The sequence below is a fragment of the Enterococcus sp. DIV0210g genome, from assembly GCF_050559705.1.
Lineage (GTDB): Bacteria > Bacillota > Bacilli > Lactobacillales > Enterococcaceae > Enterococcus_B > Enterococcus_B faecalis_A.
Genome location: NZ_CP187903.1, coordinates 2344402 through 2367500, shown reverse-complemented (window position 1 = coordinate 2367500; position 23099 = coordinate 2344402). Strand labels below are relative to the sequence as shown.

The window sequence follows — 23099 nt, the reverse complement described above, 5'->3', positions numbered from 1 at the left end:
GGGGTTCAAGTCCCTTCACCCGCATAAATATGATTATTGTGAATAGGCCGGCTTAGCTCAGTTGGTAGAGCATCTGATTTGTAATCAGAGGGTCGAGGGTTCAAATCCTTTAGCCGGCATTTTGCTATGCGGAAATAGCTCAGTGGTAGAGCACCACCTTGCCAAGGTGGGGGTCGCGGGTTCGAACCCCGTTTTCCGCTTTGCCAAAACCACTAAACGCCGGGGTGGCGGAACTGGCAGACGCACAGGACTTAAAATCCTGCGGTGAGTGATCACCGTACCGGTTCGATTCCGGTCCTCGGCATTTGTAATATGCGCCCATAGCTCAACTGGATAGAGTGTTTGACTACGGATCAAAAGGTTAGGGGTTCGACTCCTCTTGGGCGCGTTAAACAAAACGGGAAGTAGCTCAGCTTGGTAGAGCACTTGGTTTGGGACCAAGGGGTCGCAGGTTCGAATCCTGTCTTCCCGATTAAAAATTGAATACCTTGGGGCCTTAGCTCAGCTGGGAGAGCGCCTGCTTTGCACGCAGGAGGTCAGCGGTTCGATCCCGCTAGGCTCCATATCATTTTAATAATGATTAATAGATTTAAGTTTTATCTTCGCGGTGTAGCTCAGCTGGCTAGAGCGTCCGGTTCATACCCGGGAGGTCGGGGGTTCGATCCCCTCCGCCGCGATTTTAAGAGCCTGGACCTTTAGCTCAGTTGGTTAGAGCAGACGGCTCATAACCGTCCGGTCGTAGGTTCGAGTCCTACAAGGTCCATTGCGACGTTGTACATGCTTTTTTTGGAGGATTACCCAAGTCCGGCTGAAGGGAACGGTCTTGAAAACCGTCAGGCGGGTAAAACCGTGCAAGGGTTCGAATCCCTTATCCTCCTTTTTCTAATATTATCGCGGGATGGAGCAGTCTGGTAGCTCGTCGGGCTCATAACCCGAAGGTCGTAGGTTCAAATCCTGCTCCCGCAATTTAAAAAACTAAAACTACTTGGTTCCGTGGTGTAGGGGTTAACATGCCTGCCTGTCACGCAGGAGATCGCGGGTTCGATTCCCGTCGGAACCGCCATGCGGGTGTAGTTTAGTGGTAAAACCACAGCCTTCCAAGCTGTTGTCGCGAGTTCGATTCTCGTCACCCGCTTTTAGTTTTTTAGGGGCCTATAGCTCAGCTGGTTAGAGCGCACGCCTGATAAGCGTGAGGTCGATGGTTCGAGTCCATTTAGGCCCATTGAAACACAAAATCTTATGGTTTTGGGGAAGTACTCAAGTGGCTGAAGAGGCGCCCCTGCTAAGGGTGTAGGTCGGGAAACCGGCGCGAGGGTTCAAATCCCTCCTTCTCCGTTTCTATATTTCTTAACCGGCCCGTTGGTCAAGCGGTTAAGACACCGCCCTTTCACGGCGGTAACACGGGTTCGAATCCCGTACGGGTCATTATATTTTTTTGGAGGATTACCCAAGTCCGGCTGAAGGGAACGGTCTTGAAAACCGTCAGGCGGGTAAAACCGTGCAAGGGTTCGAATCCCTTATCCTCCTTTTTCTAATATTATCGCGGGATGGAGCAGTCTGGTAGCTCGTCGGGCTCATAACCCGAAGGTCGTAGGTTCAAATCCTGCTCCCGCAATTAAAAACTAAAACTATATGGTTCCGTGGTGTAGGGGTTAACATGCCTGCCTGTCACGCAGGAGATCGCGGGTTCGATTCCCGTCGGAACCGTTTTGGCTCGGTAGCTCAGTTGGTAGAGCAATGGATTGAAGCTCCATGTGTCGGCAGTTCGATTCTGTCCCGCGCCATCCTTGCGGGTGTAGTTTAGTGGTAAAACCACAGCCTTCCAAGCTGTTGTCGCGAGTTCGATTCTCGTCACCCGCTTTTAGTTTTTAGGGGCCTATAGCTCAGCTGGTTAGAGCGCACGCCTGATAAGCGTGAGGTCGATGGTTCGAGTCCATTTAGGCCCATTAATAGTTTTACTTAACCGGCCCGTTGGTCAAGCGGTTAAGACACCGCCCTTTCACGGCGGTAACACGGGTTCGAATCCCGTACGGGTCATCTAAAGATACTTTATCAAGTATCTTTTTTCTTTTATCTGAAAGAATGATTTTATGCACACCGCAAAAAAGCTGTGAGGAGAAGATTCCTTGCAGCTTTTTGCGATATCGTGATAGTTTTTTCTTTTAGCTAAAATAATGAAAAAAACAAGCAGAAACTCTTTTTATCTGATATACTTGATTCGTTGCAAGTTCCCGAGAGGATCCGTAGAGCGGAGATGCCTTGTAACCGAAATAAACTAGGGGGAATATCATAATGACAGAAAGACATTTATTTACATCAGAATCCGTTTCAGAAGGACATCCAGATAAAGTTGCTGACCAAATCAGTGATGCTATTTTGGATGCTATTTTAACGCAAGATCCAATGGCAAGAGTTGCCTGCGAGACTTCAGTAACTACTGGTCTTGTACTTGTATTTGGTGAAATCTCAACAACTGCTTACGTGGATATCCAAAAAATCGTACGCGAAACAATCAAAGAAATTGGTTATACACGTGCAAAATTTGGATTTGACGGTGACACAGTCGCTGTATTAGTCGCAATCGATGAACAATCTCCAGATATTGCTCAAGGTGTTGATGAAGCTTTAGAAATCAGAGATACTGCTGAAAAAGATACACTAGATGAAATCGGTGCAGGAGACCAAGGTTTGATGTTTGGTTTCGCTGTAGATGAAACACCAGAATTGATGCCTTTGCCTATCGCATTGAGCCATCGACTTGTTCGAAAATTAGCTGAATTACGTAAATCAAACGAGTTGACTTATTTGCGTCCAGATGCAAAATCACAAGTAACTGTAGAATATAATGACAACGGTGAGCCTGAACGCGTTGATACAATCGTTATCTCTACACAACACGATGATGCAGCGGATAATAAAACGATTCGAGAAGATGTTATCAATAAAGTAATCAAAGAAGTCATCCCAAGTGAATTATTAGATGACGAAACAAAATATTATATCAACCCAACTGGCCGCTTTGTTATTGGTGGACCACAAGGTGATGCAGGATTGACGGGAAGAAAAATCATCGTTGACACTTATGGCGGTTATGCACGTCACGGCGGCGGTGCCTTTTCAGGAAAAGATGCGACAAAAGTAGACCGTTCTGCAAGTTATGCAGCTCGTTACATTGCGAAAAACATCGTAGCAGCAGGCTTAGCGAAAAAAGCAGAAGTTCAGCTTGCTTATGCTATCGGTGTTTCACAACCAGTGTCTATCTCAGTGAATACATTTGGTACTTCTACTGTTTCAGAAGAAAAATTGATTGCAGCAATTCGCGAAAACTTTGATTTGCGACCAGCTGGAATCATTGAGATGCTAGATTTGCGTCGTCCAATCTACAAACAAACAGCGGCTTATGGCCACTTTGGACGTACAGATATCGACCTTCCATGGGAAAGAACAGACAAAGTAGAAGCGTTAAAAGCAAGTTTGAATAAATAATCATCTGTCGCTTTATTTTAGAAGTTTTCAGTATAATAACGATTTACTTCAAAAACCTAGATTCTGAAAGATCATCTGCTGATCTTTTGGATATCTGGGTTTTTATAACGAAAAAAACAGGAAGAAGGGAAGAAAATTATGACAAGAAAAACAAATGTGGCTTTAGTAACTGTTTGTGTCTTCATTGCTACATTTATGACTGCAGTAGAAGGCACGATCGTCACTACAGCAATGCCTACGATTGTTGGTTCACTTCATGGAATGGAGATCATGAACTGGGTATTTTCTATTTACTTATTAACAAATGCAATGCTGACTCCTATTTATGGAAAGTTAGCAGATAAAGTTGGCAGAAAACCAATTTTTATTATCGGAACTTTTTTATTTATTATAGGTTCTTTATTTTGCGGTTTATCGCAAACCATGTTGCAGTTGATTGCTTCACGCGCACTTCAAGGAATGGGAGCAGGGGCCATGATGCCTGTTGCGCTGACGATTATCGGTGATTTATATTCTATTGAAAAAAGAGCAAAAGTTTTAGGATTAAACAGTTCTGCTTGGGGGATCGCCAGTGTCTTAGGTCCGTTGGCAGGCGGGTTTATCGTTGATGCGTTTAGCTGGCACTGGATTTTCTTTATCAATGTACCTATCGGATTAGTGTTGATTTTGCTGATTTGGATTTATCTCAATGAACCAAAAGTGGAAAGAGAAGCAAAACCAATGGATATTTTGGGAAGCTTGACATTGATGGGTGTTTTACTGACGATGTTGCTTGGTTTCCAATTACTAGGCGAGCAAGGGATCACTCTTACGGTTGGTTTGCTGTTGATTGCCAGTGTGGTATTGTTTGGATTATTTATAGTTACAGAAAAAAGAGTAAAAGATCCTGTTATTGCATTGGATTTATTTAAAAACCCAACTTTTGTCGTTGTCAATTTAGCAGCGGCTCTAGCTAGCGGCTTCTTGATGGGGATCGATGTATATATTCCGATGTGGATGCAAGGAGTTTTAGGATTAAGTGCAGCAATCGGCGGTTTAGTACTTGCTCCGCTTTCTCTTGTTTGGATGCTGGGCTCATTCTTGGCAAGTCGCTGGATGGTCCAGACATCTGTTAATAACGTATTGCGTATTGGATTGTTTCTTTCGATCATCGGCGGCGTGTGGCTCTATATGATGCCGTTTCATAGCGAATACATCTGGTTTTCACTGATTTCTGCTATAATAGGTGTTGGCTTAGGAATAACAATGACGACTTCAATGGTCAGTGCACAAACAAGCGTTTCAAGTGAATTATTAGGGGTAGCTACATCGTTCAATACACTGGTTCGTACTATTGGACAAACAATCATGGTCGCGGTCTTCGGCTTGCTGATAAACTTTGTGACACAACAAGAATTGGCTGAAAAACAATTAACAAATGATCCAGATATCATGAACAAGTTAGTCAATCCGCAAACGGCTAGTCAAATCGAACAGCATCTGATAGGTCCGCTTAGAAATGTATTATATGATGGACTTCAAGCAGTTTTTCTGTCAGGTGTTCTATTAGTTGTTGCTGCATTTGCACTGACATTTTTAATCAAAGAACGTAAGAAAGCTAGGTGAAAAAACGTGGCATTTATTCAAGCAAATGTTTACTCGAATGTATTAGAAATGGAAGTGAATCTAAATGTGATCCTTCCTCAAAAAACAAAAAAAGTAGTCGGTACAAGTGATCAAAGCGAAACAAAAGATGTTCCTGTTTTATACTTACTTCATGGAATGGGCGGTAATCACAGTGTTTGGGAAAGAAGAACTTCTATTGAACGTTATGCCGCTGAACATGGATTAGCAGTGATCATGCCTTCTACCGATTTGGGATGGTATACAAATACGACTTATGACATGGCATATTGGACATTTGTTTCAGAAGAACTTCCAGAAATCTGCCGCGAACTGTTTCCGCAATTGACGACTAAGAGAGAAAAAACATTTGCTGCGGGTGTTTCGATGGGCGGTTATGGTGCATTGAAGCTAGGGCTGGCAAAACCAGAAAACTTTGCAGCAATCATCTCTTTATCTGGTGCAATCTCGATCGGCGCTGGGATGGATGATCTTTTGATGATTCGAAAAGCCGCTTTTTGGGAAGGAGTATTTGGTCCGTTAGATAAAGTAGCTGGTTCTGAAAATGATCCGGATTATTTATTGGATGAACTGATAAAATCAGGAAAAGAAGCACCGCGTTTTTATTTTGCCTGCGGAGAATCTGATTTTCTGTATGGCGCAAATAAAGCAATGACAGATAAGATGAAAGAAAAAGGCTTATCTGTGATCTTTGAACAAGGTCCTGGCGAACACAACTGGGTATTCTGGGATCAATGGATTCAACGTGCACTTGATTGGTTAACAAAAGGCGAATAAAAAACGGCGATTTTGAGCGGCTGTCAAAAATCAGAGGACAATCTGACTTTTGACGGTCGTTTCATTTTCGCCGTTTTTTTGTATCAAAAGTAAAATTTACTTGTCTTTGAGCACAGACAAACCATGCAGATAGACTTTTACGCTGGTCAAAAAAGCTTCTTTATCGTGATCTTGTCCGTGATTTTCGATTCCTTCGCTCAAACCAGTCAACTGATTTTCTGCTACATAGGAACGCATAAAAGCAATCGACTGCCTCAAAGCTGCATTTCCATTGATTATTTCTTGTCGCAAATAATTTTCTTGGTGCAGATCCATCAACTGGCCAATCAGCATATTATGAAGGGCTAAGATCGTTTGATGACTGTCACTTTTCGAAAATCCATTTTCTGTCAATAAAGTAATCATTTTTTCCAAATGCTCCAAACGGCTTGGATACGCAGGAATCGTGTGGATCTCTAATTCTGCACCGCAAGGAAATGAAGTATATAAATCATAGTAGTTTTCCATAAATTTTAACAACTGCTGCTTCCAGGGGAGTTCAGGATCGGGGAGTTCTAGTTGATTTTCCATCGCTTCAGCCATTTTTTGCAGCAATTCTTGTTTGTTGCTGAAATACCAATAAAGAGCAGGGGCTTTCACGTCTGCTTTTTTTGCAAGAGCACGCATGGATAGCGAGGCGATTGATTGTTTTTCTCCCAAGATGTCAAAAGCGGTTTTTACTATAGATTCTTGTGATAACTTCGGTTCCATAAAATTCATCCTTCGTATTGCATTATCATTTTAAGTGTGGTAAAATCTTTGTTCGTTGTTCTTATTTTACAGTGTTAAATAAGAACTGTCAATTTTAAACAAAAAGGAGTGTAGCGCTGAATGGACTTGATTATAAAACATGTCAAGAACTATAAAGCAGCGACGTTTATCTCGCTGCTGTCTGTAGCTGTAATGGTTGTAGCAACATTATGGCAGCCGAAATTACTGCAACAAGTATTAGAGGCTATTATTAAAGAAGATAACAATGAAATGACGCAAATCGGTTTTTATTTGATCGGACTTGCTTTGTTAGGCTTGTTAGCTGGTTTTACCAATACGATTTTTTCTGCAAAAGTAGCACAAGGAGTAAGTGCAGATATTCGAGAAGAAGCTTTCCGTAAAATCCAAACTTTTTCATTTGGGAATATTGAGACTTTTTCAGCTGGAAATTTGGTTGTTCGTTTGACGAATGACATTACTCAAATCCAAAACTTGATCATGATTTCCTTGCAATCATTGTTCAGAATCCCATTCTTGTTCATCGGTGCATTTATCTTAGCGATGATGACGATGCCGCAACTTTGGTGGATCATCGTTGGCTTGATCATTGCAGTATTCTTGATTACTGCTCTATCTTTTACTCGTATGGGTAAACATTTCATGATCATCCAGACATTGATCGATAAAATCAATGGCATCGCGAAAGAAAACCTTATGGGGATTCGCGTGGTGAAATCATTTGTACAAGAAAAAAACCAATTAGACAAATTTACAAAAATCAGCGGTGATTTAACAGATCATAATATCACTGTTGGTACACTTTTCTCTGTTATGATCCCTTCCTTCATGTTAGTCGCAAACTTAGCGGTAGCAGGAGCGATTTTCTTTGTTAGTGATTTAGCAAAAGATGATCCAACATTGATCGGCGGGATTGCGTCATTCATGAATTACTTGATGCAAATCATGATGGCGATCATTATCGGCGGAATGATGATGATGATGACATCAAGAGCGGCTGTTTCTTTAAAACGTATCAAAGAGATCCTTGCGGCAGAACCAGATTTGACTTACCCAGATGTGCCAGAACAAGATCTAGAAGGTACAGTAACCTTTGACCATGTTTCTTTCCGTTATCCTGGTGATGAAAAAGATACATTGAAAGACATCAGCTTCTCTATCAATAAAGGAGAAATGATTGGGATCGTCGGTGCAACTGGTGCTGGGAAATCAACTTTGGCACAACTGATTCCTCGACTATTTGATCCAACAGAAGGAACGATCAAAATCGGCGGCGTTGATCTTCGTGAAGTAAATGAAAGAAGTCTTCGACAAACGGTTTCTTTCGTCTTGCAAAAAGCGATCCTATTCTCTGGAACGATTGCAAACAACTTGCGCCAAGGGAAAAAAGATGCAACAACAGAAGAAATGACCCATGCTTCACAAATCGCGCAAGCACGCGAGTTTATCGAAAAATTAACGGAACAATATGAAGCACCTGTCGCAGAACGAAGCAGCAACTTCTCTGGCGGACAAAAACAACGATTATCTATTACTCGCGGAGTAATCGGTGATCCGAAAATCCTGATTTTGGATGATAGTACCAGTGCGCTAGATGCTCGCTCAGAAAAACTTGTGCGTGAAGCATTGGAAAAAGAACTTTCAGGAACAACAACAATCGTTATTGCTCAAAAAATCGCTTCTGTGGTAAAAGCTGACCGCATCCTTGTTTTGGACAAAGGACAATTAGTGGGAGAAGGCACACACGAAGAATTAGCAGCAACTAACCCGGTTTACCAAGAAATTTTTGAAACTCAAAAAGGAACGGAGGAGTAGACATGACAGATTTAATCAAAGCAAGCAAGTTTTTCTATCACTACTTGAAACGATACAAAATGTCGTTCTTCTTTATTTTTGTGTCCGTGATTGCTGCCACATATCTTCAGGTCAAAGCTCCGCAATATGTAGGTGAAGCTTTTCAAGAGCTGGCTAACTATGTAGCTGGTTTGATGCAAGGCGTCGATGACAAAAGCAAGTTCGTATCTGTTATCTGGAAACTTGTTTTGTTCTATGTATTAGCAAGTGGTGCAAGTTTTATTTACAGTATTTTATTTACGCAAGTCGTTGGGAAATCGACGAACCGTATGCGTATTGGTTTATTTAACAAATTAGAGAAGTTAACGATCCGTTTCTTTGATTCACACCAAGATGGCGAGATTTTAAGTCGTTTTACGAGTGATTTAGATAACATCCAAAATAGTTTGAACCAAGCATTGCTGCAATTTATCACAAATGCTGTTCTTTTAGTTGGGATCTTGATCATGATGTTCCGTCAAAACGTAGAACTTGCGTGGGCAACTGTTGCTTCGACGCCCGTTGCTGTATTGATTGCTGTATTGATCATCCAAAAAGCACGCAAATATGTCAATCTTCAACAAGAAGAAGTTGGTAAATTGAATGGATATATGGATGAAAAAATCAGCGGACAACGTGTAATCATCACAAATGGTCTGCAAGAAGAAACAATTGACGGATTCTTGGAACATAATAAAAGTGTGCGCCAAGCAACTTATAAAGGACAAGTTTACTCAGGTCTTCTTTTCCCAATGATGCAAGGAATGTCACTTGTGAATACAGCCATCGTCATCTTCTTTGGCGGATGGTTAGCACTGAATGGCGACTTGGAACGTTCTGTTGCATTAGGACTAGTCGTAACATTTGTTCAATATTCACAACAGTATTACCAACCATTGATGCAGATTTCTTCTGGTTACAGCATGCTGCAATTAGCGATTACAGGTGCACGCCGATTGAATGAAATGTTCGATGAGCCGGAAGAAGTGAAACCAGAAAATGGTAAGAACTTTGATGGGATCGAAAGCAAACTTGCGTTGGAACATGTAGACTTTGGTTATGATCCAGATCGTTTGATTTTGAAAGACGTATCGATCAATGTGAACAAAGGTGAAATGGTTGCGCTAGTTGGTCCGACAGGTTCAGGAAAAACAACGATCATGAATCTATTGAATCGATTCTATGATGTGAATAAAGGTGCAGTAACTTTTGATAACACTGATATTCGTGAATTAGATTTAGATGAACTACGTAAACACGTAGGAATCGTTCTCCAAGACTCTGTTTTATTCTCAGGAACAATCCGCGAGAATATCGCATTTGGTAATCCAGAAGCAACAGATGAAGAAGTGATCGCTGCTGCAAAACAAGCGAATATCCATGATTTCATCACTAGTCTGGATAATGGTTACGACACAGAAATCACAGAAGAAAACAACTTGTTCAGTACAGGTCAGAAGCAGCTGATCAGTATTGCACGTACAATCATCACAAATCCAGCATTGCTGATCCTAGATGAAGCAACAAGTAATGTTGACACTGTGACAGAAGCAAAAATCCAAAAAGCAATGGATGAAGCAATCAAAGGACGTACAAGTTTCGTGATTGCTCACCGACTAAAAACAATCTTGAATGCTGACCGAATCGTTGTCTTGCGAGATGGCGAAGTGATTGAAGAAGGAAACCATCATGAGTTGTTGGCGCAAGAAGGATTTTATGCAGAGTTGTATCATAATCAGTTTGTTTTTGAATAGAGGTCGTGAGCAACATGTTCTGCTTCAAGAATTAAGGACAAAAAAGCAAAAACAGCTTCTCATGTTTTTCGCTTTTTTGAACTTAATTCCGAAGAAGCAATGTTGTGAACACCGTTTAAATAGAAGTTGTGAAAATGACACTCTACTTCAACTATTAAAAAATCAAACCCACCCGCAAAACCATCTGCGGGTGGGTTTTTGTTGTATTCTAGAAACCAAGATATTTTTTCTGAAACTGAGTGATGTAATTGGTGATATATTTCCAATCTTTAGCAGTTGGTTTTGTTTGCCAATGATAATATTTTTCTGCTTCTTGCTTTTCTTTCACCACATAATCAGTTAAGATCAAATCCGCTTCTTGTTCATTATCCACGAATTGGATACAGATATTATTATCAATCACATCACGTACTCTTCGCTTCTGCCATTCTTCTTGCAGCTTACCAGGTTTTGCCTGAAGGAAGATACGGAAAGGAATGCCGCCATGATTATCTAAGATTTCTCGAATAAGCAGACAATAGATGAAAAACAACCGCTCATTTTCTTGGTAGAGCTGTTGAAAAGAATCGCTATATGGAGAAGCTAGTAATTCTTTCTTAACTTTAAAATAGTAGGCAGGGAAAAATTCAGCTAATTTCGGTTCCAAACTGCGCATCCCAAAAATATCTGCTCTATTTTTTGCAGCATAGATATGAGATTTGGAATGGATATTCATTATATTCAATTCTAAGAAAAAAATCTCTGCATCGCTTGCTTGGATACGAAAAAGTTTTTCTACCATTTCAACAATGACTAGGACCATATCTTGCACTTCGGCACTTATTTTTGGTGTTTCAGCATGGAGCATACGGCTTTCCTCAAACGAATAGGTAGTTGTTACAGAAAGAAGATAGTAAAGAAGTCTGGCTTCATTTTCTCTAACAGAAGTGTCTGCTTTATTCGGAAAAACAGCAGGATCAATAAATCGTTTCTTAAAAACGGAAAAAGTCATATAAACATTCTTGAACCCGTTGATCTCATCGGGTAATGTGTACAAGTAAAAGCCGTTTCTGATTCTTTTAAGAGACAGATCAAAATAATGAAGCCATCTGCTGCGGTCTATATTTCTGTAATAGGGATAGTGTTCTGTCAGCAAGTGATCTAATTCAGAAACTTGGCTGTCTGTCAGACAATCATATGTTTTAGCAGGTCCGTATAATTGCCAATAAAGAAAATGATAGAAGTAACGGATGAAATACTCATCCCCGGATACTGGATGTTTTTTTCGTAAATTCAATGATAAATGATAATTATCAAGACAACCAGAAAGACCAGTTATTTTTCGATAAATCGTTCGGGTACTCATAAAGTTTTTTTGGGCAAAATTTTCCAGTGAGAACAAAGGAGACTCTAATAATTCTTCAAGTAATTTGAATCCGACGCTTGATTTGACTAATTCGGTATAAATATCTTGAAGCGAAAAGGCTGATTCAGTTTCTAATAAGCACTCCTTTTTATTTACCGAAAGAGAGAACGTATTTAAACGCGCAGACAGATTTTGGGTCGCTTCAAAAAGCTGCAGCAGCTTATGCGGGGAAATCTGTAACGCTTCCCGAATAGCTGCAAGGCTCATTTTTTCAGTATTGCGTTCAATAAATAATTGGATAAACAGATAGATCAGCTGATCGTCATTATCAATGATCTGGTTATAATACATAAGCTATTCTCCATTCGCTACTCATATATATAATTGTTATGTACAGCACAAGTGTAACATGTTTCCAAAAATAAATGGACAAAAAATCAATCAGCGAGACCGATCCGGCTGCATCTATAATTGCCGCTGGATCAGAATCACCAAAAGTAAATCTTGCATCAATTAGATTGAGAATCTTTGTCAGTTTTTTCTTAACAAAAATGGAACGGTCTCTAATGATGTATTGCGTTGTTCGTATGGAGGTAGATAAACTATTTTAGCGATGGGGGGCATCGCTATTGACAGTGTTTCTGGATGAACGTTGGCCGAACATCCTAAAGAATTTGGAATAGTAAGTGCCTGGGGAAGACGTCTTTTTTTACCTTAATGAAACGCTTTTTCACCAACTTTCTTGTTGCTGGTTTTATGTTAATCGTTTTCGTTTTATCCTACATGACGTGTTTATAAAAAAACACAAAAATAATGTCTGTTATTTTAGTTTCTATGTGGTTTGAAAAAAGAATGTGCTAGAATGAAGAGAACAGGAGGGGGAAGCATGGAAAAAACAAATAAACGAAAAGAAGATCTGGCACGCACGCATGAAGCGATTTTATCCGTTGCATCTGAACTTTTTATGGCAAAAGGGTTCAAGAATACATCAACTCGAGAAATTGCCTTGCAAGCGAACATCACACAGCCAAATCTATACCACCACTTTAAAAATAAAAAAGAGCTTTACATAGCTGTTATCAGTCAATTAACAGAACGCGTGCAAAAAAAATTGACCCCCATCGTTAGAAGTGCAGATTCGATAGAAGACAAACTGCACCGTCTGATCAAGGTTCTGTTAGAAGAACATCCGGCAAATCTGTTTTTGATGCTGAATGATATGCTGCAGGAAATGGGTACAGAATATAACAAAGTACTTTATGGAATCTTCAAGCAAACATATATTGACAATATTTCTGCGATTTTTGAAAAAAATGAGTCCTCGCCTGTATTTCAAAAAAATATTTGTGCAGCAGATGCCACTCGTTTCGTTCTTTATAATGTCAGTGCATTACTCAGCGTCGAAAGAACATACCGAAGAAAAACAGAGGATAAAGACATCACAAAATTTGTCCAATTGATGTTATATGGGATTCTTTCTGAAAATCCAGAAGAGTAAGTAAAAAATAAAACCTATTTTTATCATTAGAAAAACAGCTTGCAAATCGGTCCTCTTATTTTGCAGGCTGTCTTTTTGCAAATTCATTTATCACTCGATATATATAATTTGATTTATCAAGTGATAAATTATATATTGGAAACATGAGTAAATGAAAGGTGTGAAATTATGTTTTTAGGATTCAATGAAATCCGTTATTCAAAAGGAAGATATGTATTAGTTGTACTTGTTATGGTATTGGTCGCATGGCTGATATTTATTTTAACAGGTCTAGCCAATGGTTTGTCTCAGGGAAATCGTTTGGCTGTCGACCAATGGAAAGCAGATGCAGTTGTTTTATCAAAAGAGGCGAACAGCAATCTGAATGTCTCTGTTTTAGAGGAAGAAGTGGCTGATTCAATCACAGGGGGCAAAGAAGTGCAACCGATTGGACAGCAGTCTTTGTCGATTCGTCCAGCTGAAGATGAAAAAGCAGAGCTGACAAATGTAAGCTTGTTCGGGATTGAAAAAGATGGATTTATCATACCTGAAATCATCGAAGGCAAAGCTTTTTCAGATAAAAACCAAGTGGTAGCTTCTGAAACATTGAAAAATGATGGATTTAAACTAGGCGATCATTTGGCTGCAGGAAAATATGACGAAGAATTGGAAATCGTTGGTTTTATTCCTGAAAGCAGTTATAACATTGTTCCGGTTATCTATACGTCTTTAGACACGTGGCGCAGTATCAAATATGGAGATAATCCAGCGATGCAGAAAATGGTCAATGGTTTTATCGTGAAGTCGAAGGATGATCAAAAAGTAAAAACATCGGATGAAGACAGCGAAGCCTTGGCAATTGAAGACTTTATCCAAAAACTGCCAGGATATAGTGCGCAAAACTTGACCCTTGATGGTATGATCTACTTCTTGATCATTATTGCTGCGTTTATTCTAGGAATCTTTATTTTTGTCATGACGCTCCAAAAAACAGCTATGTTTGGCGTCTTGAAAGTTCAAGGTGTGCCAACAAGTTTCTTAGCCAAAGCAGTGTTGCTGCAAACAACGATTTTGGCTGTTTTAGGTGTGGCAATCGGTTTAGCTTTGACAGGGATCACGGTGCTCTTTTTGCCGGATTCAATGCCGTATGCGACAAATTATCCGCGAATGATTTTGTTTAGTGTACTGCTGATAGTTTCAGCGATTGCAGGCGGTGCGTTCTCTATTCGAACAATCGCAAAAATCGATCCGCTGATTGCGATAGGAGGTTAATCAAATGGCGAATGTCTTGGAAATGAAGAATGTTAGTAAAAAATACGGTGAAAAACATACAGAAGTCACTGCATTGAAAGAATTATCTTTTGCGGTGAAAGCAGGCGAATTTGCAGCAGTTATTGGTCCATCAGGTTCAGGGAAAAGCACGTTTTTGACCATCGCAGCCGGCTTGCAGAAACCAACAGATGGCGAAGTCCGAATCGGAGAGCAGCTCTTGAATGATTTATCGAAAAAACAACTGCTGAAACTAAGATTCCAAAAAATCGGGTTTATTTTGCAAAGTTCCAATCTGGTCCCGTTTTTGACAGTTGAAGACCAATTTCGTTTGGTGGAGAAAGTCGATAAAAAACGCAAAAAGCCAGAATTGAAAGAACAGCTTTTGGAAACATTGGACATCAAAGATTTGCGTCATAGTTATCCGAGAGATCTTTCTGGCGGGGAACGTCAGCGTGTGGCGATTGCCTGTGCATTGTATCATGAACCCGATGTGATTTTAGCAGATGAGCCAACAGCAAGTTTGGATACAGAGAAAGCGATCGATGTGGTAAAACTATTGGCACGAGAAGCTAAAGAAAAAAATAAAGGAATCGTTATGGTGACTCATGATGAGCGGTTATTGGATTATTGTGATCGAGTGGCAAGAATCCAAGATGGTCGTTTAGAAGACGATGTGAAAATTTAAAAAGATACTGCAAAAAACTGAAAGACAATCAGCAAATAGCCGATTGTCTTTCAGTTTTTTATTTTTTCTCTATACAGAACAATACTGGAGGATTATTTTTTTGATTGATAAATCCATAACGCAGTACACTGTATTCTTCTTGGGGCAAGGTTTTTGCGTAATTTTCTACCATAGTGAGTTCATCGATTCCGCCTTCATGACCATAATAAACCACTAAAATGATTCGGCTTCCTCTGACAAGATGCGGCAAAAGTCCATCTAAGGCTTTTTTTGTCGTATCAGGCAATGTGATTACTTGTTTGTCACTTTTTGGCAGGTAGCCTAAATTGAAAACAGCAGCAGATATTTTGGTTTCTTCTGCTAGAACAGATTCGATGTGTTCATGGCCTAACGGAAAAAGTGTTGTTTGAGACAAAAGATCTAATTCGGTCAATTTTTTCTCAGTATTTTCTAGTGCTTGTTTTTGGATATCGAAAGCCAAAACTTCACCAGAAGGTCCAACGAGTTCTGCTAAAAAAGCAGTGTCATTTCCATTTCCCATCGTTGCGTCTACAACGAAATCTCCGGGCTGGATGGTTTCTTTTAATAATTGATGGCTGTAGTGCAAAGCAGTAAGCAGCATTAATTAAAAACTTCCCTTCCTGAACGTACTGAATATTTTCCTTGGAAGCTGTCGCGTCGGATCAATTCTTCATCGATCGCATTCAACACTTCCCATTTTTTCAAGCTCCATTTTGGTCCGACCAAAGAATCCCAAGGGGCATCACCAGTCAATCGATGGATAATGATATCAGAAGGGATCATTTCCAGTTGGTCGCATACGACATTTACATAGTCGGGACGGCTCATCAATTGCAGTTTACCTTCATGATAGTCACGAAGCATCCGAGTTTTTCTCATTAAATGCATCAAATGCAGTTTGATTCCTTGGATATCTGAGTCTAAGATCGTTCGGCGGACATTTTCTCGCATCATTTCCAAAGATTCACCAGGTAAACCATTGATCAAATGCGTACATACGCGAATATTGTGTTTACGCAGTTTTGCCACACCGTCTAAATAAGTCTGATAATCATGGGCTCGGTTGATCATACGAGAAGTATCTTCAAAAGTCGTTTGCAGACCTAATTCTACCCATAAATAAAGTCTTTCATTCAGTTCGGCAAGATAATCCACGACTTCATCTGGCAAACAATCAGGGCGCGTTCCAATCGATAAACCAACGACACCTGGCAAGTTTACTACCTGTTCAAAACGTTCGCGGATGACTTCGACGGGAGCGTGAGTATTGGTAAAGTTTTGGAAATAAACGATATATTGATCCACATTCGGCCATTTTTTATGCATCATATCGATTTCTTTGTGGAATTGGATCGGCAGCGGATCTTCTGGGGCAACGATCATATCGCCTGATCCTGAGACACTGCAGAAAGTACAGCCGCCATGTGCTACTGTCCCGTCACGGTTTGGACAGTCAAAGCCGCCGTCAATCGGCACTTTGAAAATTTTTCCTCCAAATTCGGAACGTAAAGCGTAGTTCCAAGAATGATATCGTTTGTTGCCATCTGTATAAGGAAATACCATAAGTTGTCCTTCTTTCATGAAGTAAAGTTTGTTTGTTTGAGATAAATCGGATATGTCAAAAACAGCCAAGATGCGCCTAAAAGATAGCCGCCTAAAATATCACTTGGAAAATGGACGCCCAGATAGATCCGGCTGACCCCGATTGTCAATATGATCAATACAAAGAGAAGCTGGAAGAGACGGATCGTCCGCTTGTTTTTAAAGAACAATGGCGCAAGAAAAATCAATGTTCCGTATAAGACCATACTTCCTAAAGAGTGTCCGCTGGGAAAACTATAGCTGTGTTCTGTGACTAGATGATGGAGCGTAGGTCGTTCACGAGAAAAATACAGTTTTATCAATGGATTAAGCACTCCGGCAATCAAAACAAAATTGATTGCCAACCACCACGCCTCTGTCCGATATTTTTTGATCATCAGCAGTAAAAAGAAACAGAGGAAAATGATTGCCGCATTCAAAGGATTCCCAAATTTTGTGACAAAAAGGAAAAAATCATTCATCGAAGGGTAAGGGATCCGAACCAGATGCGTAAAAAATTTATCAAAACCTGCAAGCATCTGCAAATGGAAACGGACAATAAAGCCGAGAAAGAGAAAAATCAGCAGCAATATTCCGCCAACAGTTTGGTAATAGTTTTTTTTCATGAAGGTTCTCCTCTTTCAAATAATAGCTATATTATAACATCACTTATATAAGAGAAAAAGGCAGTCTTAAAAATGTAGAGCTTCCTGTTTCAAATTTATAACAAATTGTTACATAGCTGCTATTTCTAATAGTAAAAAAACCTTTAGAGATTTCAATAGATCCGGCTAGATTTCAGTTAAATTACATTATGATTACAAAACAAATAAACTCTTTAAATAACTTTTAATAAACATTAAGAAAAGTTATACTTATAAGTAACGATAACATAGTTGGAGGATAGAGAATGGAAAAGGAATATACTAAGAGAAAAGAACTAAGAAGGCAAAACAACCCTCGTTTGCAAAAAGCGAAAAAAGGTGCTGCTTTAGTTGGTACTGCAATGATGAGCTGTTCAGCTGCTGTACCATTACTGCAACCAGCACCCGTTTCTGCTACAGAAGTACCTGTTCAGCAACTTGGTGCTAGAATCAACACTGCTGCATTTATCACAGAAATCGCCACTTATGCACAGCCGATTGCCCAAGCAAATGATTTATACGCATCAGTCATGATCGCTCAAGCAGTTGTAGAAAGCGGATGGGGAGGCAGTGCACTTTCTCAAGCACCTTACCATAATCTTTTCGGTATCAAAGGAAGCTATATGGGCCAAACTGTCTATATGGATACTTTGGAATACTTGAATAATCAGTGGGTCACAAAAAAAGAACCTTTCCGTCAATACCCATCTTTCAGCGAATCTTTTAACGATAATGCATATGTTTTGCGCAATACTTCATTTGGCAACGGCTATTATTATGCTGGAACATGGAAAAGCAATACTTCTTCTTATAGAGACGCAACAGCTTGTTTGACTGGACGGTATGCAACAGACCCGTCTTATGGATCAAAACTGAACAATATTATTTCGACATACAACCTAACACAATATGACACACCAGCTACAGGAAATTCAGGCGGTGGTGCAACGACTGGCGGAAGCAATGCAGGTCAAGGATCAAATAATTCAAATTCAGGGAATACAGGTGGTTCTTCCACAACAGATACAACCTATACAGTGAAATCTGGTGATTCTGTTTGGGGGATCTCTAATACTTTTGGGATCACGATGGACCAATTGATCCAATGGAATAACATCCAAAATAATTTCATTTATCCAGGCCAAAAATTGACCATTAAAGGCACTCAATCTGGCGGTTCAACAACAAATAACAACAATAATACAGGTTCTGGTTCTACAGGAAATACGAATAATTCAGGCAGCCAAGGATCAGGCACATATACAGTGAAGTCCGGCGACTCTGTTTGGGGAATCTCTAACGCCCATGGAATCACGATGGACCAGTTGATCCAATGGAATAATATCAAGAATAACTTTGTGTATCCAGGCCAAAAATTGGTTGTCAGCAATGGCTCTTCAACAGGTAATACAGGATCGAACACAAATACTTCTACAGGTACTGGCAATACTGGAGGCAGCACAGCATCCGGAGCGACGTATACTGTAAAAGCAGGAGATTCTGTATGGAGTGTTTCCAATAAACATGGCATCTCAATGAATCAGCTGATCCAATGGAATAATATCAAGAACAATTTCATTTACCCAGGCCAAAAATTAGTAGTCAAAAGCGGTGGATCAAACAATACATCGACAAATACAACGACGAATAACTCAAATGCAGCAAATACAAATAATTCCAACGCAAGCAGCACTGGAACTTATACAGTAAAAGCTGGTGAATCAGTCTGGAGCGTCGCTAATAAAAATGGCATTACCATGGATCAATTGATTCAATGGAACAACATCAAGAACAATTTCATTTATCCAGGACAAAAATTAGTGATCAAAGGCGGTTCTGCAGTTTCAAATAATACAACAACAAATACAAATACTGCAAAACCAACAACACCATCAACAACAACACCAAATACGTCGACGTCATCTACAGGGGACAAAACGTATACGGTAAAAGCTGGCGAATCAGTCTGGAGTGTTGCGAATAAACATAACATCACGACAGATCAGTTCATCCAATGGAACAACATCAAGAACAATTTCATTTATCCAGGTCAAAAAGTAATCGTTGGCAAAGGCCAAGCGCAATCACAGCCAACTGCTTCAACTGGTGAGAAAAGATATACTGTACAATCCGGTGAATCTGTTTGGGGAGTTGCGGACAAACACAATATCTCAATGGCTCAATTGATCGAATGGAACAACATCAAAAACAATTTCATTTATCCAGGGCAAAGTTTGATCGTGGCTAAATAAGCAATTGGAACACGCTTCTTCGAAAGAAGCGTGTTTTTTTGTGGTGCTTTCACGAATCTGCTTCTTAATTACTGCTTGAAGCAGAACGGTTCTTTCACGATCTCTTCATAAACGGTATTTTCTCAGTTTATCCTCGGCGTTAAGCTTTTCTAAGGGCAAACATGAAAAGCTGTTTCCCCTTAGAAAAGAGTCTTAACGCTCGGATCAGAACACTGAGAAAACAACCTCTGTGTAAACGGTGTTCGCTCAGCTGCTTCTCGGCAATAAGTTTAATTTTCGCAAAAGTCTGGAAAGCGACTTTCGAAAAATTCTTCTTATTGCTCAAAGCAGGACACTGAGCTCACGACCTCTTCTTAAACGGTGTTCAAATGACTGCTTCTGCGGAATTAAGTCTGCCAAATTAAAAATATGAGAAGCTATTTCTAATTTGACATTCTTAATTCTTGAAGCAGAGCATCATTTTCACAACCTCTTCTTAAACGGTGTTCACAAAGCTGTCCTTCGGCATTAAGCTTTCCGCCTGAAAAATATGAAGAGCTATTTTCCAGGCGAAAAGAGTCTTAACGCTCAAGTCAGAGCGCTTTGTTCACAACCTCTATTTAACAATTGAATTTCTTTCCCTTTTTTGTTACTATGAAGCTACTTAAATAAAACAACTTTTGAAAAGGAAGTAGTAAAAAGCTGGAAGTTAAAGAGAGCACATGGCTGGTGTGAATGTGTACGGAAACTTTTGAACTCGCCTTTGAGTTGCAGTAGCTGAACATGGGAGTAAGCGTCTGCGGTGACGATCGTTATAACGTAAGAGGTCTTATTTTGATATATCCTATTTCGATGTATCTGTAAATGAGGCGAATATTAGGTGGTACCACGTGATTCTGCGTCCTATAGAAAGAGAATTCTTTTTATAGGGCGTTTTTTTATTTTCATCATATGACAGCGAATCAAGGACTAACAGGAGGGTGTACAATGAGCTACAATCACAAAGAGATCGAAAAAAAATGGCAAAAATATTGGGCAAAGAACAATACATTCAACACTCGTGACGATCAAGAAAAGCCAAAATTCTACGCACTAGATATGTTTCCATATCCTTCAGGTCAAGGCCTGCATGTAGGACATCCAGAGGGCTATACAGCAACAGATATTCTTTCTAGAATGAAACGAAGCCAAGGATACAATGTTCTACATCCAATGGGTTGGGATGCTTTTGGTCTTCCAGCGGAACAGTATGCACTGGATACAGGGAATGACCCAGCTGAATTTACGAAAAAAAATATCGAAACATTTAAACGACAAATCAATTCGTTAGGTTTTAGTTATGACTGGAATCGCGAAGTCAACACAACAGATCCTGAATACTACAAATGGACACAGTGGATTTTCACAAAACTTTATGAAAAAGGGTTAGCTTATGAAGCAGAAGTTGCCGTAAACTGGGTTCCTGAACTTGGAACGGTTATCTCTAACGAAGAAGTAATCGACGGCAAGAGCGAGCGCGGCGGATACGATGTTATCAGAAAACCAATGCGCCAATGGATGCTGAAAATCACTGCTTACGCAGATCGTCTAATCGATGATTTGGAATTAGTCGACTGGCCAGAAAACATCAAAGAAATGCAGCGTAACTGGATCGGCCGTTCTGTCGGTGCAAACGTGGAGTTCAAAGTTTCAGGAACAGACAAAGCATTTACAGCGTTCACGACACGACCAGATACATTGTTTGGTGCAACATATACAGTATTAGCACCAGAATTGGATCTAGTAAAAGAAATCACAACACCTGAACAAAAAGAAGCTGTTGAAGCATATATTGAAAAAACAGCGAAAAAATCAGATTTGACACGTACAGATCTTTCAAAAGAAAAAACAGGTGTATTTACTGGTTCATATGCCATCAATCCGGCAAATGGAAAAGAGATTCCGATCTGGATTGCTGATTACGTTTTAGCTTCTTATGGAACTGGTGCAATCATGGCTGTTCCAGCTCATGACGAACGCGACCATGAATTTGCGAAAGTATATGGTTTAGAAATCTTGCCAGTTATCGAAGGCGGAGACGTCGAAAAAGAAGCTTACACAGAAGACGGCGCACACATCAATTCTGAATTTCTTGATGGTTTGAACAAAGAAGAAGCAATCGAGAAAATGACTGGATGGTTAGAAGAACATAATGTTGGTAAAAAAGAAGTCAGCTACCGTTTGAGAGACTGGTTATTCTCACGTCAACGTTACTGGGGTGAGCCAATCCCGATCATTCATTGGGAAGACGGCACAACAACAGCGCTGCCAGAAGAAGAACTGCCTTTACGTTTACCAAAAGCAGACAATATCAAACCAAGCGGCACCGGTGAATCACCATTAGCAAATATCGCTGATTGGGTCAATGTAACTGATCCTGAAACAGGTAAAAAAGGCCGCCGCGAAACAAACACGATGCCGCAGTGGGCAGGAAGTTCATGGTACTACTTGCGTTATATCGATCCTCATAATAAAACAGAGATCGCTGACTACAAAAAACTTGAACGCTGGCTGCCAGTGGATATCTATATCGGAGGCGCAGAACATGCAGTGCTTCACCTGCTTTATGCACGATTCTGGCACAAATTCCTATATGATATCGGCGTAGTTCCAACAAAAGAACCATTCCAAAAATTGTACAATCAAGGAATGATTTTAGGTGAAAACAACGAAAAAATGTCTAAATCACGCGGCAACGTTGTAAATCCAGATGATGTTGTCGAACAATACGGAGCAGATACATTACGTCTTTATGAAATGTTCATGGGTCCTTTAGATGCTGCAATCGCATGGAGCGAAAACGGTCTTGAAGGAAGCCGTAAATTCTTAGACAGAACATGGCGTTTGATCGTTGACGAAGACAACAAGATGCGTGACCGTATTACAACACTGAACGACGGGAAACTGACAAAAGTCTACAATCAGACAGTGAAAAAAGTGACGGAAGATTACGCAAATCTTCACTTCAACACAGCCATTTCTCAATTGATGGTCTTTGTCAATGAAGCCTACAAAACAGATGCGTTACCTTATGAATATGTGGAAGGTTTTGTACAGCTTCTTGCACCGATTGCTCCTCATATCGGCGAAGAACTATGGGCGATCCTTGGCAATGAAGAAAGTCTTGCTTATGTACCTTGGCCAACTTATGACGAAGCAGCATTAGTAGAAGATGAAATCGAAGTTGTTTTCCAAGTAAACGGAAAAGTTCGTGCAAAAGTCAGTGTATCACGTGATCTGCCAAAAGAAGAGCTGGAAAAAGCAGCACTTGCAGATGAAACTATTCAAGCGCAAATCGAAGGAAAAACAATCCGTAAAGTCATTGTAGTTCCAAATAAACTAGTGAATATTGTGGCGAACTAAGAGGTTGTGAACAAAGCGCTCTGGCCTGAGCGTTAAGACTCTTTTATCAGCAGAAATGGCTTTTCACATTTCAGCTGATAAAAGCTTAATGCCGAAGGACAGCTTTGTGAACAACGTTTATCTAAAAGTCGCGAAACAGCCTCTTACATTTTTAATCCCTTTATGCGCAACCTAAAAGAGACTGGACATCCAATGTCCAG

Annotated in this window: 15 protein-coding genes, 23 tRNA genes, 1 riboswitch and 1 other annotated feature (1 of these 40 running past the window's edge); of the genes, 33 read left to right on the top strand and 5 right to left on the bottom strand. The window is 40.1% G+C overall.

Annotated elements, in window-relative coordinates:
• The 26 genes from IGI64_RS11375 to IGI64_RS11250 form a co-directional block, all read left to right on the top strand.
• A tRNA-Leu gene (locus tag IGI64_RS11375) sits at window positions 1-24 on the top strand (it extends 58 nt beyond the left edge of the window).
• 22 nt (window positions 25-46) lie between these two features.
• Window positions 47-119 (top strand) — tRNA-Thr (locus IGI64_RS11370).
• A 9-nt stretch (window positions 120-128) separates the two neighbouring features.
• A tRNA-Gly gene (locus IGI64_RS11365) sits at window positions 129-200 on the top strand.
• Window positions 201-218: 18 nt separating this feature from the next.
• Window positions 219-304: transfer RNA gene (locus IGI64_RS11360), tRNA-Leu, on the top strand.
• Between the two features lie 10 nt (window positions 305-314).
• A tRNA-Arg gene (locus IGI64_RS11355) sits at window positions 315-388 on the top strand.
• 10 nt (window positions 389-398) lie between these two features.
• Window positions 399-472, top strand: a tRNA-Pro gene (locus IGI64_RS11350).
• 18 nt (window positions 473-490) lie between these two features.
• Window positions 491-563 (top strand) — tRNA-Ala (locus tag IGI64_RS11345).
• A 40-nt stretch (window positions 564-603) separates the two neighbouring features.
• A tRNA-Met gene (locus IGI64_RS11340) sits at window positions 604-677 on the top strand.
• Window positions 678-689: 12 nt separating this feature from the next.
• A tRNA-Ile gene (locus IGI64_RS11335) sits at window positions 690-763 on the top strand.
• A 25-nt stretch (window positions 764-788) separates the two neighbouring features.
• Window positions 789-878, top strand: a tRNA-Ser gene (locus tag IGI64_RS11330).
• A 14-nt stretch (window positions 879-892) separates the two neighbouring features.
• Window positions 893-966, top strand: a tRNA-Met gene (locus tag IGI64_RS11325).
• A 21-nt stretch (window positions 967-987) separates the two neighbouring features.
• Window positions 988-1063, top strand: a tRNA-Asp gene (locus IGI64_RS11320).
• A 1-nt stretch (window position 1064) separates the two neighbouring features.
• Window positions 1065-1135: transfer RNA gene (locus tag IGI64_RS11315), tRNA-Gly, on the top strand.
• A gap of 13 nt (window positions 1136-1148) precedes the next feature.
• Window positions 1149-1222: transfer RNA gene (locus IGI64_RS11310), tRNA-Ile, on the top strand.
• 25 nt (window positions 1223-1247) lie between these two features.
• Window positions 1248-1335 (top strand) — tRNA-Ser (locus tag IGI64_RS11305).
• Window positions 1336-1353: 18 nt separating this feature from the next.
• Window positions 1354-1425, top strand: a tRNA-Glu gene (locus IGI64_RS11300).
• 12 nt (window positions 1426-1437) lie between these two features.
• Window positions 1438-1527 (top strand) — tRNA-Ser (locus tag IGI64_RS11295).
• A gap of 14 nt (window positions 1528-1541) precedes the next feature.
• Window positions 1542-1615: transfer RNA gene (locus IGI64_RS11290), tRNA-Met, on the top strand.
• A 19-nt stretch (window positions 1616-1634) separates the two neighbouring features.
• A tRNA-Asp gene (locus IGI64_RS11285) sits at window positions 1635-1707 on the top strand.
• 4 nt (window positions 1708-1711) lie between these two features.
• Window positions 1712-1784: transfer RNA gene (locus IGI64_RS11280), tRNA-Phe, on the top strand.
• A gap of 5 nt (window positions 1785-1789) precedes the next feature.
• A tRNA-Gly gene (locus tag IGI64_RS11275) sits at window positions 1790-1860 on the top strand.
• A gap of 12 nt (window positions 1861-1872) precedes the next feature.
• A tRNA-Ile gene (locus tag IGI64_RS11270) sits at window positions 1873-1946 on the top strand.
• A 19-nt stretch (window positions 1947-1965) separates the two neighbouring features.
• A tRNA-Glu gene (locus IGI64_RS11265) sits at window positions 1966-2037 on the top strand.
• A 179-nt stretch (window positions 2038-2216) separates the two neighbouring features.
• Window positions 2217-2295, top strand: a riboswitch (SMK box riboswitch).
• Window positions 2293-3486 (top strand): methionine adenosyltransferase, encoded by a 1194-nt coding sequence (gene metK, locus IGI64_RS11260; RefSeq protein ID WP_429940604.1) that lies wholly within the window; start codon window positions 2293-2295, stop codon window positions 3484-3486. It overlaps the preceding riboswitch by 3 nt.
• 138 nt (window positions 3487-3624) lie before the next feature.
• Window positions 3625-5091, top strand: coding sequence for an MDR family MFS transporter (locus tag IGI64_RS11255; RefSeq protein ID WP_429940603.1), 1467 nt, complete (start codon window positions 3625-3627; stop codon window positions 5089-5091).
• A 6-nt stretch (window positions 5092-5097) separates the two neighbouring features.
• Window positions 5098-5886 (top strand): alpha/beta hydrolase, encoded by a 789-nt coding sequence (locus tag IGI64_RS11250; protein WP_429940602.1) that lies wholly within the window; start codon window positions 5098-5100, stop codon window positions 5884-5886.
• Window positions 5887-5982: 96 nt separating this feature from the next.
• On the opposite strand, the gene IGI64_RS11245 is transcribed toward IGI64_RS11250, so the two are convergent.
• Entirely contained in the window at window positions 5983-6636 is a 654-nt protein-coding gene (locus IGI64_RS11245) for a TetR/AcrR family transcriptional regulator (RefSeq protein WP_429940601.1), read from the bottom strand.
• Between the two features lie 120 nt (window positions 6637-6756).
• Here IGI64_RS11245 and IGI64_RS11240 point away from each other — a divergent pair, with 120 nt between their 5' ends.
• Both IGI64_RS11240 and IGI64_RS11235 read left to right on the top strand, forming a co-directional pair.
• The gene (locus IGI64_RS11240; RefSeq protein WP_429940600.1) at window positions 6757-8469 is read left to right on the top strand and encodes an ABC transporter ATP-binding protein; all 1713 of its coding nucleotides are present in this window, start codon (window positions 6757-6759) and stop codon (window positions 8467-8469) included.
• A gap of 2 nt (window positions 8470-8471) precedes the next feature.
• Window positions 8472-10241 carry an ABC transporter ATP-binding protein gene (locus IGI64_RS11235; RefSeq protein ID WP_016624903.1) on the top strand — a complete coding sequence of 590 codons (1770 nt, stop codon included), beginning with the start codon at window positions 8472-8474 and terminating at the stop codon, window positions 10239-10241.
• A 208-nt stretch (window positions 10242-10449) separates the two neighbouring features.
• On the opposite strand, the gene IGI64_RS11230 is transcribed toward IGI64_RS11235, so the two are convergent.
• Complete coding sequence (locus IGI64_RS11230; protein ID WP_429940599.1) at window positions 10450-11937, bottom strand: helix-turn-helix domain-containing protein; 1488 nt, start codon at window positions 11935-11937, stop codon at window positions 10450-10452.
• Window positions 11938-12472: 535 nt separating this feature from the next.
• Here IGI64_RS11230 and IGI64_RS11225 point away from each other — a divergent pair.
• From IGI64_RS11225 to IGI64_RS11215, 3 genes are all read left to right on the top strand, one after another.
• Entirely contained in the window at window positions 12473-13084 is a 612-nt protein-coding gene (locus IGI64_RS11225) for a TetR/AcrR family transcriptional regulator (protein ID WP_034862730.1), read from the top strand.
• A gap of 168 nt (window positions 13085-13252) precedes the next feature.
• Window positions 13253-14335: an ABC transporter permease gene (locus IGI64_RS11220; RefSeq protein WP_429940598.1), complete on the top strand. Its 1083-nt coding sequence runs from the start codon at window positions 13253-13255 to the stop codon at window positions 14333-14335.
• A gap of 4 nt (window positions 14336-14339) precedes the next feature.
• Window positions 14340-15020, top strand: a complete 681-nt coding sequence (locus IGI64_RS11215; RefSeq protein ID WP_429940597.1) for an ABC transporter ATP-binding protein — start codon at window positions 14340-14342, stop codon at window positions 15018-15020.
• A gap of 58 nt (window positions 15021-15078) precedes the next feature.
• Here the strand turns inward: IGI64_RS11215 and IGI64_RS11210 are convergent, their stop codons facing one another.
• Genes IGI64_RS11210 through IGI64_RS11200 form a run of 3 tightly spaced genes read right to left on the bottom strand, consistent with a single transcriptional unit; the run spans window position 15079 to window position 17248 of the window.
• Window positions 15079-15642, bottom strand: coding sequence for a class I SAM-dependent methyltransferase (locus IGI64_RS11210; protein ID WP_429940596.1), 564 nt, complete (start codon window positions 15640-15642; stop codon window positions 15079-15081).
• Entirely contained in the window at window positions 15642-16604 is a 963-nt protein-coding gene (locus tag IGI64_RS11205) for a TIGR01212 family radical SAM protein (RefSeq protein ID WP_429940595.1), read from the bottom strand. The genes IGI64_RS11210 and IGI64_RS11205 overlap by 1 nt, the downstream gene beginning before the upstream one ends.
• 14 nt (window positions 16605-16618) lie before the next feature.
• Complete coding sequence (locus tag IGI64_RS11200) at window positions 16619-17248, bottom strand: phosphatase PAP2 family protein (protein WP_429940594.1); 630 nt, start codon at window positions 17246-17248, stop codon at window positions 16619-16621.
• Window positions 17249-17532: 284 nt separating this feature from the next.
• Between IGI64_RS11200 and IGI64_RS11195 the strand changes: the two genes are divergently transcribed.
• Entirely contained in the window at window positions 17533-19518 is a 1986-nt protein-coding gene (locus IGI64_RS11195; protein ID WP_429940593.1) for a LysM peptidoglycan-binding domain-containing protein, read from the top strand.
• A gap of 649 nt (window positions 19519-20167) precedes the next feature.
• Window positions 20168-20406: a binding site (T-box leader), on the top strand.
• 78 nt (window positions 20407-20484) lie between these two features.
• Entirely contained in the window at window positions 20485-22899 is a 2415-nt protein-coding gene (gene leuS, locus IGI64_RS11190) for a leucine--tRNA ligase (protein ID WP_429940592.1), read from the top strand.
• Window positions 22900-23099 lie beyond the last annotated feature (200 nt).

What these genes read in the sequence shown, in the direction of transcription:
- metK (WP_429940604.1), top strand. Translation starts at nt 2,293, where the DNA reads ATGACAGAAAGACATTTATTTACATCAGAATCCGTTTCAGAAGGACAT.
- IGI64_RS11210 (WP_429940596.1), bottom strand. Translation starts at nt 15,642, where the DNA reads ATGCTGCTTACTGCTTTGCACTACAGCCATCAATTATTAAAAGAAACC.
- IGI64_RS11200 (WP_429940594.1), bottom strand. Translation starts at nt 17,248, where the DNA reads ATGAAAAAAAACTATTACCAAACTGTTGGCGGAATATTGCTGCTGATT.
- IGI64_RS11215 (WP_429940597.1), top strand. Translation starts at nt 14,340, where the DNA reads ATGGCGAATGTCTTGGAAATGAAGAATGTTAGTAAAAAATACGGTGAA.
- IGI64_RS11220 (WP_429940598.1), top strand. Translation starts at nt 13,253, where the DNA reads ATGTTTTTAGGATTCAATGAAATCCGTTATTCAAAAGGAAGATATGTA.
- IGI64_RS11235 (WP_016624903.1), top strand. Translation starts at nt 8,472, where the DNA reads ATGACAGATTTAATCAAAGCAAGCAAGTTTTTCTATCACTACTTGAAA.
- IGI64_RS11225 (WP_034862730.1), top strand. Translation starts at nt 12,473, where the DNA reads ATGGAAAAAACAAATAAACGAAAAGAAGATCTGGCACGCACGCATGAA.
- IGI64_RS11230 (WP_429940599.1), bottom strand. Translation starts at nt 11,937, where the DNA reads ATGTATTATAACCAGATCATTGATAATGACGATCAGCTGATCTATCTG.
- leuS (WP_429940592.1), top strand. Translation starts at nt 20,485, where the DNA reads ATGAGCTACAATCACAAAGAGATCGAAAAAAAATGGCAAAAATATTGG.
- IGI64_RS11240 (WP_429940600.1), top strand. Translation starts at nt 6,757, where the DNA reads ATGGACTTGATTATAAAACATGTCAAGAACTATAAAGCAGCGACGTTT.
- IGI64_RS11205 (WP_429940595.1), bottom strand. Translation starts at nt 16,604, where the DNA reads ATGGTATTTCCTTATACAGATGGCAACAAACGATATCATTCTTGGAAC.
- IGI64_RS11255 (WP_429940603.1), top strand. Translation starts at nt 3,625, where the DNA reads ATGACAAGAAAAACAAATGTGGCTTTAGTAACTGTTTGTGTCTTCATT.
- IGI64_RS11245 (WP_429940601.1), bottom strand. Translation starts at nt 6,636, where the DNA reads ATGGAACCGAAGTTATCACAAGAATCTATAGTAAAAACCGCTTTTGAC.
- IGI64_RS11195 (WP_429940593.1), top strand. Translation starts at nt 17,533, where the DNA reads ATGGAAAAGGAATATACTAAGAGAAAAGAACTAAGAAGGCAAAACAAC.